We start from the raw sequence: 13,614 nt of genomic DNA on the forward strand, positions 1-13,614 counted from the left end.
CGAGCCGCCGGGCAGAACCTTCGCCAGGCCGTCGGCGCTTCCCAGCGCCGCGAGGTGGGACGGGACCACCTTGAGGTGGTCGATGCGGTGCTCCGCCAGGTAGTCGGCGACCGCCACCGGGTCGGTGACCGCGTCCTCTTCCAGGACGTACAGCGTGCCGCCCGAGACCAGGCTGGCGAACACGACGGTGTTGCCGAGGTCGGTGGCCTGGGCCTGGAGCAGCGCGTAGCGCCCGCCGGGTTCACCGAACCCGATCCGCTCCGGGACATTGGCGACGTAGTTGGCCAGGGAGCCGTGCGTGATCGCGACGCCCTTCGGCCTGCCCGTGGAACCGGAGGTGTAGATGACGTAGGCCAGCTCGTCCGGCGCCGCGGTGACGTCCGGCGCGGTGTCCGGGGCCATCGACAGCTGCATCGTGACCAGCGTCTCGTCCACCGCAACCGAGCGCACCTTGCCGGTGGGCAGCTCATCGAGGATGTCTTCAGTGCTGAGCAGGAGGACGGCGCGGGTGTCGGTCAGCATGAACGCGATGCGTTCGGCGGGCTGTTCGGGGTCGATCGGGAGGTAGCCCGCCCCGGCCTTCCACACCGCCAGGATCGCGGCGATGGTCTCCACCCCACGCGGCAGGCACAGACCCACCACCGACTCCGCGCCCACGCCCTGGTCCACCAGGAAGTGCGCCAGCCGGTTCGCCCGGGCGTCCAGCTCCGCGTAGGTCACCTCGACTCCGTCGAAGACGACGGCGAGGGCGTCCGGGGTCCGGGCCACCTGCGCCGCGAACAGATCCGCCACCGAACCACCGGCCACCTCGGCCGCGGTGTCGTTCCACTCCACCAGCACACGGCGACGCTCGTCCTCGCCGAGGACGTCCACCGCGCTGAGCCGCACCTGCGGCTCGGCTGTCAGGGTGTCGAGTACGCGTGCCCAGGCGGCGGCGATCCGGCCCGCCGCCTCGGCGTCGAAGAGGTCCGCAGCGACGGTGACCGTCCCCCGGAACCCGGCGAGTGCGCCGTCGGCGTCGAACTCCTCGGCAACGAGGACGTCCAGGTCGAACTTGGCCGAGGTGTGACCGGCCGACATCCGGACGGCACGCAGGTCACCGAGGTCCAGTACGGCCTCGATGGTGTTCTGCATGGTCAGGACGACCTGGAAGAGGGGGTGACGCGCCATGGAACGGGTCGGGGCCAGTTCCTCGACCAGACGGTCGAACGGCACGTCCTGGTGCGCCACACCCGACAGTCCGGCTTCCCGGACCCGGGCGAGCACCTCGGTGAACGTCGGGTCCCCGGACACGTCGGCCCGCAGGACCACCGTGTTGATGAAGAAGCCGACGAGGTCGTCCAGGGCTACGTCGGTACGTCCGGCGTGCGCCGAGCCGATCGGGATGTCGGTGCCAGCGCCCAGTCGGGACAGCAGGACCGCCAGCGCGGCCTGGAGCACCATGAAGGTGGTGACGCCCTCGGCGCGTGCCAGCTCCACCAGCCGTGCGTGCACCTCGGCCGGGATCTCCAGGGACGCGGTGTGTCCGCGGTGGGAGGCCACGGTCGGGCGGGGACGGTCGAAGGGCAGGGTCAGCTCTTCGGGGGCTCCGGCGAGCGTGCGGCGCCAGTAGTCCACCTGGCGCGAGACCAGGCTGTTCGGGTCCTGGTCGTCGCCCAGCAGATCGCGCTGCCACAGCGCGTAGTCCGCGTACTGCACCGGCAGCGGCTCCCACCCGGGAACCGAACCCGCGCTACGGGCCCCGTACGCCACCGACAGGTCCCGGGCCAGCGGCCCGGTCGACCAGCCGTCACCCGCGACGTGGTGCACCACCACGACGAGCACGTGCTCGTCCGGACCCACCGCGAACAGCCACGCCTGCACCGGCAGATCAACCGCCAGATCGAAGGCGTAACCCGCCGCACCGGCGACCGCCGCGTCCACATCGGCCGCGGCCACCTCGGCGACCCGCAGCTCCCACTCCAGCTCCTCCATGCCGAGGATGTGCTGGTACGGCTCACCGTCGACGACCGCGAAGACGGTGCGCAGCACCTCGTGCCGGCCGATGACGTCCCGCAGCGCCGAGTTCAGCGACGACGCGTCCACGGCGCCCGTCAGGCGCAGGGCCATCGGGATGTTGTAGGTGGAGCTGGGGCCTTCGAGCTGCCCGATGAACCACAGGCGGCGCTGCGCGAACGACAGAGGCACCCGCTCGGGACGCTCGCCCGCCGTCAGCGCCACCCGCGCCCGGTCGGCGCCGTCGAGACGCGCCGCCAGCCGCGCCACCGTCGGCGCCTCGAACAGCGCGCGCAGCGGAACCTCGACGCCCAGCACCGCGCGCACCCGGCTGATCAGCCGCGTCGCCAGCAGCGAGTGACCGCCCAGCGCGAAGAAGTCGTCATCGACGCCCACGCTCTCAAGGCCCAGGACCTGTGCGAACACGCCGCACAGGATCTCCTCCCGCAGGGTGACGGCCCTGCGGCCGCCGGTCGCGGCGCTGCCCTCGTAGTCGGGGGCGGGCAGCGCCCTGCGGTCGACCTTCCCGTTCGCGGTCAGCGGCAGCGCGTCCAGCACCACCACCGCGGACGGGACCATGTACTCCGGCAGCTGTCCGGTGAGGTACTCGCGTACGGACGCCGGGAGTTCGGTGCCGTCGTGAGCGTCCGTGGACACCACGTAGGCGACGAGCCGCTGGTTCCCGGGCGCGTCCTGACGGACGATCACCGCGGCCTGCGCGACGTCGGGGTGCGCGGCCACCGCGGCCTGCACCTCACCGGGCTCGACCCGGAAGCCGCGGACCTTGACCTGGTCGTCGGCGCGGCCGGCGAACACCAGTCGTCCTTCGATGTCCCAGCTCGCCCGGTCCCCGGTGCGGTACATGCGCTCGCCCGGCTCGAAGGGGCAGGCGACGAACCGCTCCGCCGTGAGTCCGGCGCGGCCCGAGTATCCGCGGGCCAGACCGCCACCCGAGGTGTACAGCTCACCCACGACACCGACGGGCACGGGGTTCAGCCACTCGTCCACCACGTACACACGGGTGTCGGAGACCGGGGTGCCGATCGGCACGCCCGCCTTGCCCGCCACGTCGACGGCCCGCACCTCGTGCACGGCGGTGAAGGTGGTGTTCTCCGTCGGCCCGTAGCCGTTGAGCAGGCGGACGGAGGGCAGTCGGTCCAGCACGGCGCGGCAGTGCGCGTTGGAGAGGACGTCGCCACCGGCCAGCAGCTGGTGGATGCCGCGGAGCATGTCGGGGTCCTGGTCGACCACTTCGTGGAACAGGCCGGCCGTCAGCCACAGGGTGGTGACTCGGCGGGCGGTCAGGAACTCCCTGAGTTCGGCGACGGACAGCGCACCGGCAGGTGCGACGGCCAGGACCGCTCCGTTGAGCAGGGCGCCCCAGATCTCGAAGGTCGCCGCGTCGAAGGACGCCGAGGCCAGGTGCGCGACGACGTCACCGGCGCCGAGTTCGACGTACCCGGAGTCGCGCACCAGGCGGTCGATCGCCCGGTGCGGCACGACCGTGCCCTTGGGCAGGCCGGTGGAGCCGGAGGTGTAGATGACGTAGGCACCGCTGTCCGGGAGGACGGGGGCAGAGCGTTCGTCGTCCGTGAGCGCGGCGTCAGCCAGCCCGGCGAGCGTGGCGGCCGTCTCCGCGGCGTCCAGTACGAGGTACGGGACGGGCGCGGCTCCGGTGGCCGGGGCCTGGGGCGGGAGGACAGTCGCGCCGGTGGTCACCAGCAGCGCCGGTGCCGCGTCGGCCAGCATGAACGCGATGCGCTCCGCCGGGTACGAGGGGTCGACCGGAAGGTAGGCGGCGCCCGCCTTCGTGATCGCCAGGAGGGTGATGACGGCGTCGGCGCCCCGCGGCATGGCCACGGCGACGAGCGACTCCGCGCCGACCCCCCGGTCCAGGAGCAGCCGCGCCAGCCGGTTCGCCCGGGCGTCGAGCTGCGCGTACGTCAGCTCGGTGTCCGCGGAGGTCAGCGCCACCGCGTCGGGGGTGCGGGCCACCTGTGCCTCGAAGAGTTCGGGCACGGTCGACGCCGCGGTGCGGCGGCCGGTGTCGTTGAGGTCCACCAGGACGTGGTGGCGCTCGGTCCCGTCGAGCACGTCGACGGCGGAGAGGGGGATGCTCGGGCCGCCGTTCAGTTCGTCCTTCAGCGCGGCGACCAGGTTCTCGACGGTGGTGCGCAGCAGCGCGGCGACCGCCTGGGGGTCGATCGTCTCCACCGCGTCGACGGCCAGGCCGATGCCGTCCCCGTCGTCGTCGACGGACACCGAGAGCGGGTAGTTGGTGACTTCCCGGCCGAACACCAGCCGGATGCCCTCGACTGCGGAGCCGTCCGGCGTGGTGTCCTCGGCCTGCTCCTGCGGACGGGCGGTGTTGTGCCGGTAGTTGAACAGTGCGGTGAACAGCGGGGCGTCGCCCGGGACCCCGCTCGCCTGCTGCGCCAGGGCCAGCGGAGCGTGTTCGTGCTCCAGCAGTCCGGCGAGCTGGCCACGCATCGCCACGACGGCGGCCCGCGCCGTCGTGCCGTCGATGCGCACGCGCATCGGGAGGGTGTTGATGAAGGGACCCGCCACCCGGTCGGAGCCCGCCGAGGCGTTCATCCGGCCGAGCAGGACGGTGCCGAACACCACGTCGTGCCGGCCACTGAGCGCGGCGAGCAGACGGGCCCAGGCCACGTGCATGAGCGTCGCCGGGCTGGTGCCCAGGCGGCGTGCGGCGTCGCGGATCAGGCCGTCCAGCTCCGGTGCGAATCGGAGCCGGGCGCGGACCACGCCGGAGCCGTCGCCAAGCGCGTTCAGCTCCTGGTACGGGGCGGTCGTCTCCGTGACGTCGCCCAGCAGCTCGGAGAAGTAGCGGGTGCTGGCCTCGCGCTCGGCGCCGTTGCGGGCCTGTGCGACGAAGTCGCGGAAGGGGAGCGGCTCCGGCAGGCTGTCGGCCCGGCCGGACAGGATCGTGACGACCTCGTCGAGGACGACTTCCATGCCGGTGTGGTCCTGCACCATGTGGTGCACCCGGAACAGCGCCAGCCACTTGCCGGTGCCCGGCTCGGGGGCAAGATGCACGCGGATCAGCGGCGCGCGTCCCAGGTCCATGGCCGATCCCGCGAGCGCCACCAGGTCGGCGACGGGATCGGTGCTCCCGGAGTCCAGCAGCACCTCTTCGACCGACAGCGCGGCTCGGCGCCACACCACCTGTACGGGCTCGCGCAGGCCTTCCCACACGATCGTGGTCCGGAGGATGTCGTGACGGTCCACCACCTGCTGCAGTGCGAGCAGGTACCGGTCCAGGAGGTCCCGGGAGGCGAATTCGACCACCATCGGGGTCACATAGGCGTCCTCGCCGCCCTCCGCCATCAGGTGGTGGAAGAGCAGTCCCTCCTGGAGCGGTGCGAGCGGGTAGACGTCGGCGACGTTGGCGGCGCCGCCGTCTACCGTGGCGACGATCCGCTCCACCTCGGCGGCCGTGAGGTCGACCAGGGGGAGCATCTCGGGAGTGATCGTTCGCGCGTCGTCCGGGATGCCGTTCGGCGGTACGACGACGAGTTCCGCGTCGGATGACGTCGCGAGGCCCGCGACGGTGGGCGTCTGGAACAGCGCGCGCACCGAGACCGGTACTCCGTGTTCCCGCAGCCGCTCCACGAGCCGGACCGCGAGCAGCGAGTGGCCGCCCAGCCCGAAGAAGTCGTCGTCGACGCCGACGCTGTCGAGACCCAGTACCTCTGCGAACGCCGCGCACATGAGTTCTTCCCGCAGGTTCGACGGGCCGCGGCCCTCGCCCTGGGCGTACTCCGGCACGGGCAGGGCCTTGCGGTCCAGCTTGCCGTTCACCGACAGCGGCAGCACGTCCAGCACCACGACCGCCGACGGGACCATGTACTGCGGCAGCTGCTCGGCCACCCGGGCCCGTACGCCTGCCGACAGCTCGTCGTGGTCCGCGCCTTCGGCGGGCACGACGTAGGCGACCAGGCGGGGGTCACCGGAGACGTCCTCGCGGGCGATCACCGCGGCCTGCTCGACCGACGGGTGACCGGCCACCACGGCCTGCACCTCGCCGAGCTCGATGCGGAAGCCGCGGACCTTGACCTGCTCGTCGGCGCGGCCGACGAACATCAGCCGGCCGTCCGCGTCCCAGCGGGCCAGGTCACCGGTGCGGTACATCCGCTCACTGGGCGCGCCGTGCGGGTTCGCCACGAAGCGCTCCGCGGTCAGTCCGGGGCGGCCCGCGTAACCGCGCGCCAGTCCCTCTCCCGCCAGGTACAGCTCACCGACGACACCGGGTGCCACGGGGGCCAGGAAGGCGTCCACGACGAACGCCCGCGCGTTGCCGATGGGCGAACCGATCGGCACCTCGCGCACTCCGGGGGCGCAGCGCCACACCGTCGCGTCCACCGTGGTCTCGGTCGGACCGTAGGTGTTGAACATCAGCCGCCCGGCGGACCAGCGGTCCACCAGCTCCGGCGAGCACGCCTCGCCACCGACTTCGAGCACGACGCCTGGCGCGATCGACCCGGGCTCCAGCCCGGCGAGCACGGCCGGCGGCAGCGTCGCGTGGGTGATCTCCTGCTCCGCGAAGAACCGTGCGAGTTCCTGGCCCAGCCGCCGCTCGGCGGGGACCACGATCAGCGTCGCGCCCGAGGTGAGGGCCAGCGACCATTCGAGGCAGAAGTTGTCGAAGCTCAGGGACGCGAACTGAGCGACCCGGGAGTCCGGGCCCGCGCCGAACCGAGCCAATGCCGCGACCGTGTTCGCGAAGCCGGACTGGGTCACGACCACGCCCTTCGGGCGGCCCGTCGACCCGGACGTGTAGATCACGTAGGCCGGGAGCGCGAGCGCCCGCAGCCGGTCCCCGGCCGTCGACGGCCGGGCCGCCGCGTCGTCCAGCGCCTGGGCGAACTCCGCCGTGTCGACGACCACCCGCGGGGCCGAGGCGGGGACGGCCGAGACCGTGCCCGCCGCGCCGAGCACCACGGCCGGCTTGGCGTCGTCCAGCATGTAGGCGACCCGCTCGGCGGGGTAGGTGGGGTCGATGGGCAGGTAGGCGGCGCCGGCCTTCAGGATGCCGAGCAGCGCCACCATCAGATCGACGCCGCGTTCGAGCACGACCGCGACCAGCGACTCCGCGCCGACTCCCCGCTCCACCAGGTAGCGCGCCATCCGGTCGGCCCGGGCGTCGAGTTCCGCGTACGAGACCTCCGCCCCGTCGGCCACGACCGCGACGGCGTCGGGAGTCCGGGAGACCCGCTCCTCGAACAGCTCCACCACCGTGGCGCGCGGCACCTCGGTAGCGGTGTCGTTCCACTCCACCAGCACGCGGCGGCGCTCGTCCTCGTCGAGTACGTCGACGGCGCCGATGCGGGTGCGCGGGTCGGCGGCCAGGGTCCGGAGCACCGTCCCGAGGCGTCGGCCGAGCTGCTCGACGGTGTCCGTGTCGAACAGGTCCGCCGCCGCGACGACCACACCACGCAGGCCCGCCGGACGGTTCTGGGCGTCGAACACCTCGCCGACGGTCACGTCCAGGTCGAACTTGGCGACCGGCGCTCCCGCGGGGACCGTCTCCGCCTCGAGACCGGAGAGGTCCAGGGCCGCGTCGGCGTTGTTCTGCACCGTGAGGGTCACCTGGAACAGCGGGTGGCGGGCGAGGGAGCGGGCCGGGGCCAGCTCCTCGACCAGACGCTCGAACGGCACGTCCTGGTGGGCGAAGGCCGCGAGAGCGGTCTCCCGCACCCGGGAGAACAAGTCGGTGAAGGTCGGGTTCCCGGACAGGTCCGTGCGCAGCACGAGAGTGTTGACGAAGAAGCCGACGAGGTCGTCGAGTGCTTCGTCGGTGCGTCCGGCGTTCGGCGCGCCGATGGAGATGTCGGTTCCGGCGCCCAGCCGGGACAGCAGCACCGCCAGCGCGGTCTGCAGCAGCATGGACATGGTCACGCCCTCGGCGCGGGCCACGTCCACGAGGCGCGCGTGCACCTCGGCCGGGATCTCCAGCGGCACGCTGTGGCCTCGGTTGCCCAGTACCGCCGGGCGGCTGTGGTCATAGGGCAGGGTCAGCTCTTCGGGGGCTCCGGCGAGCGTGCGGCGCCAGTAGTCCACCTGGCGCGAGACCAGGCTGTTCGGGTCCTGGTCGTCGCCCAGCAGATCGCGCTGCCACAGCGCGTAGTCCGCGTACTGCACCGGCAGCGGCTCCCACCCGGGAACCGAACCCGCGCTACGGGCCCCGTACGCCACCGACAGGTCCCGGGCCAGCGGCCCGGTCGACCAGCCGTCACCCGCGACGTGGTGCACCACCACGACGAGCACGTGCTCGTCCGGACCCACCGCGAACAGCCACGCCTGCACCGGCAGATCAACCGCCAGATCGAAGGCGTAACCCGCCGCACCGGCGACCGCCGCGTCCACATCGGCCGCGGCCACCTCGGCGACCCGCAGCTCCCACTCCAGCTCCTCCATGCCGAGGATGTGCTGGTACGGCTCACCGTCGACGACCGCGAAGACGGTGCGCAGCACCTCGTGCCGGCCGATGACGTCCCGCAGCGCCGAGTTCAGCGACGACGCGTCCACGGCGCCCGTCAGGCGCAGGGCCATCGGGATGTTGTAGGTGGAGCTGGGGCCTTCGAGCTGCCCGATGAACCACAGGCGGCGCTGCGCGAACGACAGAGGCACCCGCTCGGGACGCTCGCCCGCCGTCAGCGCCACCCGCGCCCGGTCGGCGCCGTCGAGACGCGCCGCCAGCCGCGCCACCGTCGGCGCCTCGAACAGCGCGCGCAGCGGAACCTCGACGCCCAGCACCGCGCGCACCCGGCTGATCAGCCGGACGGCGAGGAGGGAGTGGCCGCCCAGCGCGAAGAAGTCGTCATCGACGCCCACGCTCTCCAGGCCCAGGACCTCAGCGAAGGCAGCACACAGGACCTCCTCCCGCACGCTGGAGGGACCACGACCCGAACCCGACGTGTACTCCGGCGCCGGCAGCGCCTTGACGTCCAGCTTCCCGTTGACCGTCAGCGGCAGCACATCCAGCACCACCACCGACGACGGAACCATGTACTCGGGCAGCCGCTCGGCGACGTACTCCCTCACAAACGAAGGGAGTTCGGCGTCGACTACGACACCTGTGTCATCCGCGGGGACGACGTAAGCGACCAGTCGCTTGTCCCCCGCCACGTCCTCACGAACCACCACCGCGGCCTGAGCCACCATCGGATGACCCACCACCACCGACCGGACCTCACCCGGCTCAATACGGAACCCGCGGATCTTGACCTGCTCGTCGGCGCGGCCCAGGTACTCCAGCTCACCCTCAGCGGTCCACCGGACACGGTCACCCGTCCGATACATCCGCTCACCCACACCGGTGTAAGGCGAAGCAACGAACCGCTCAGCCGTCAGACCCGCACGCCCCACATACCCACGCGCCAGACCCACACCAGCCACATACAGCTCACCCACCACACCCACAGGCACCGGACGCAACGAACCGTCCAGCACGAACACCCGCGCATTGACCACCGGCCCACCGATAACCGGCACACCACCCGCGACCAACGGACCCGACATCGTCGCGCACACCGTCGTCTCCGTCGGACCATACGCATTCACCAACCGACGACCCGGCGCCCACTTCTCCACCAACTCACCAGCCAGCACCTCACCCGCCGACACCAACGTCGACACCGACGGCAAATCACCCCCACCCAGCACACCCAACACAGCCGGCGGCAACGTCACATGCGTCACCCCAAGACGCGCCACCAACTCAACCAACCCACCACCAGGCAACAACTCACCCGCAGGCGCCACCACCAACGCGGCACCCACCGACAACGCCACCAAAATCTCAGCCGTCGCCGCATCAAAACCAACCGACGCGAACTGCAGCACACGACTCGCACCATCCACCGCGAACCGCTCCACCTGAGCCGCAACCAGCGACCCCACACCCGAGTGCGACACCACCACACCCTTGGGCACGCCCGTCGAACCCGACGTATAAATCACATACGCCGCCTGACCCGACACCACACCCACACCCAGAGCCGACCCCGCCAGAGACTCGATCTCCCCGGCAACCGACCCCTCATCCACCACCACAGACGCCACACCCGCAGGCACAACCCCCACACACGACGCCTGCGTCACCACACACACCGCACCCGAATCGGCCAGAACGAACCCGACCCGCTCCGCCGGATAACCCGGATCAACCGGCAGATACACACCACCCGCCTTCGACACCGCCAGCAACGCGACCACGAACCCGACACCACGCTCCAGGCACACACCCACCACGGACTCCGGCCCCACACCCAGGCCGACCAGATACCGCGCCAAACGATTCGCACGCGCATCCAACTCCGCATACGACACCTCAACACCGTCACCCACCACCGCGACAGCATCCGGAGTCCGCGCCACCTGCGCCTCGAACAACCCCGAAACCGACACCTCACCCACAACAGCAGCGGTCTCGTTCCACTCCACCAGAACCCGACGACGCTCCACCTCACCCAGAACATCAACCGAGCTCAGGGGCTGGTCCGCGGCTCCGTCGAGGGCGTTCTCCAGCGCCGCGACGAGGTTGTCCGTGGCCGTGGCGAGCAGGGCCGCGACGGCCTTGGCGTCCACCGAGGCGACGGCGTCGATGGCCAGGCCGATCTCCGTGCCGTCGTCGTCCACGGACACCGACAGCGGGTAGTTGGTCCGCTCGCGGGAGAAGACCGTACGGATCCCTTCGAGAGCGGAACCGGCGCCCTCGCCCTGCTCGGGACCGGAGTTGTGCCGGTAGTTGAAGAGCGAGGAGAAGAGAGGGGTGTCCCCCTGTACGCCGCTGGCCTGCTGGGCCAGGGCGAGCGGAGCGTGCTCGTGCTCCAGCAGACCGGCCAGCTGGTCGCGCATCGCGGACACGGCCGCCAGCGCGCCCAGTTCGTCCATCCGCACCCGGACGGGCAGCGTGTTGATGAAGGGACCCGCCACCCGGTCGGAGCCGGCGCCGGCGTTCATCCGGCCGAACAGGACGGTGCCGAAGACGACATCGTCACGGCCGCTGACCGCGGACAGCACGCGCGCCCACGCCACGTGCATCACCGTCGCCGGGCTGGCGCCCAGTCGCCGGGCGGCCGTGCGCAGCCGTCCGGCCAGACCCGCTTCCAGCGGGGTCACCGCTCGCGCGATGTCCGAACCGACACCGCGCACGTCCACCAGCGCGTACGGGGCGGTGGGCTCGTCGACATCGCCCAGCAGCTCGGCGAAGAACCGTTCGTGCTCCCCGCTGTCCACACCGGCCCGGGCCTGCGCCACGAAGTCGCGGAACGGCAGCGGCTCGGGCAGCTCCGCACCACGCCCGTCGAGCAGCGTCCGCACCTCGCCGAGCAGCAGCTCCATACCGGTGTGGTCGCGGACCATGTGGTGCGCCCGCACCAGGGCCCACCAGCGGCCCGAGTCCGGCTCGGTGGTGATGTGCAGGGCGATGAGCGGTGCCCGGCCCAGGTCCATGGACAGGTCGCCGGCCGCGAGCAGTTGCTCGACCGCATCGCCGCCGTCCGGGTCCAGCCGCACTTCCTCGACGGGGAGGACGGCGCGGCGGCGCACGACCTGCACCGGCTCGCGCAGGCCTTCCCACACGATCCCGGTCCGGTAGATGTCGTGCCGGTTCAGGACCTGCTGGAGCGCGTCGGTGAAGGCGTCCAGGCGGTCGCGGGAGTCGAACTCCAGGACGGTGGGCGTGACGTAGGCGTCCTCGCCGCCGTCGGCGAGGAGGTGGTGGAAGAGCAGGCCCTCCTGGAGCGGGGCCAGCGGGTAGACGTCCGCGATGTTGGCGGCGCCGCCGTCGACGGTCGCGACGATCCGCTCCACCTCATCGGCGGTCAGGTCCACCAGCGGCAGCATCTCCGGAGTGATCTCCCGCGCGTCCGCCGGGATGGCATTCTCGGGGACCACCAGATCCTCGGTTCCGGCCACCGCGGCCAGGCCCGCCACGGTCGGCGTCTGGAACAGCGCGCGCACCGAGACGGACACTCCGCGGCCGCGGAGGGTCTCCACCAGGCGGATGGCCAGCAGCGAGTGACCGCCCAGCGCGAAGAAGCTGTCGTCGACGCCGACGCTCTCCAGGCCGAGGATCTCGGCGAAGACCGCGCAGAGGACCTCCTCGCGGACGTTGGAGGGGCCGCGGCCCGAACTGGTCACGTACTCGGGCGCGGGCAGCGCCTTGCGGTCCAGCTTGCCGTTCGCGGTCAGCGGCAGCACGTCCAGCGCCACCACCGCCGACGGGACCATGTGGTCCGGCAGCCGCGCGGCGATGAACCGCCTTATGACGTCGGCCAGTTCGTCGGTGTTCGCGCCGTCGGCGGGGACGATGTAGGCCACGAGACGGGTGTCACCGGGGACGTCCGTGCGGGCGATCACCGCGGTCCGGGCGACCGACGGGTGCGCGGCGACGACCGCCTGTACCTCGCCCGGCTCGATGCGGAACCCGCGGATCTTGACCTGCTCGTCGGCGCGGCCCAGGTACTCCAGCTGGCCCTCGGCGTTCCAGCGGACGCGGTCGCCGGTGCGGTACATGCGCTCGCCCGCGCCGGAGAAGGGCGCGGCCACGAACCGCTCCGCAGTCAGACCCGCACGGCCGACGTAGCCACGGGCCAGAGCGGCACCGGCGACGTACAGCTCACCGGCGATGCCCGGGGCCACCGGGGACAGCCACTGGTCGAGGACGTACAGCCGGACGTTGGGCACCGGCGAGCCGATCGGCACCACAGCGCCCGCCACCCGCTCCGGGGTCAGGCGCGTGGTGGTGACACCGATGGTGGTCTCGGTGGGGCCGTAGTGGTTGAAGACCCCACGCGCTCCGGCCGCCGCCAGCAGCTCCCGCACCCACGCGGGAGAGGCTGCCTCACCGCCGAGCACCAGGGACTTGGCGGGCATTACGGACGCCGGTCCGTCCGCGACGGCGAGGGCCGCCAGGTGCGACGGCACCGCCTTCACGTGGTCGATGGCGTGCTCGGCCAGGTATCCGGTCACCACGGCCGGGTCGGTGGCGGCGTCGTGGTCGAGGATGTGCAGCCGGCCACCGGTGGTCAGGCTCGCGAACAGCACGGTGTTGCCGAGGTCGGTGACCTGGGCCTGGAGCAGCGCGTACCGGTCCCCCGGGTTGCCGAGGCCGACCCGGCCGGGCACCGAGGAGACGTAGTTGGTCAGCGACCGGTGGGTGACGGCGACGCCCTTCGGAGTGCCCGTCGAACCGGAGGTGTAGATCACGTAGGCGAGCGCATCCGGGGACGGGTCCGTACGGGGCGCGGTGGCCTCGTACGCGTCGATCGCGGCGGCGACCTCGATCGCGTCCAGGGCGAGCGGGGCGGGGGCCTCGACGGACAGTTCACCGAGCACGGCGCGCGTGCTGAGCAGTGTCACGGCGCCGCTGTCGGCGAGCAGGAACGCGACGCGTTCGGCGGGCTGTTCGGAGTCGATCGGGAGGTAAGCCGCCCCGGCCTTCCACACCGCCAGGATCGCGGCGATGGTCTCCACCCCACGCGGCAGGCACAGACCCACCACCGACTCCGCGCCCACGCCCTGGTCCACCAGGAAGCGCGCCAGCCGGTTCGCCCGGGCATCCAGCTCCGCGTACGACACCTCGGCGCCCTC

1 protein-coding gene (only partly in view) is annotated in these 13,614 nt (G+C 71.9%); it reads right to left on the reverse strand.

All 13,614 nt of this window come from inside a single coding sequence — locus AW27_RS07465, non-ribosomal peptide synthetase (RefSeq protein ID WP_304949845.1), on the reverse strand. Of the gene's 22,611 coding nucleotides, 1,479 precede the window and 7,518 follow it; the stretch shown corresponds to coding positions 1,480–15,093, spanning codon 494 (complete) through codon 5,031 (complete); the first complete codon in reading order (the gene reads right to left) occupies nt 13,612–13,614. Both the start codon and the stop codon lie outside the window.

Origin of the sequence: Streptomyces sp. PCS3-D2 (assembly GCF_000612545.2) — a bacterium.
GTDB lineage: Bacteria > Actinomycetota > Actinomycetes > Streptomycetales > Streptomycetaceae > Streptomyces.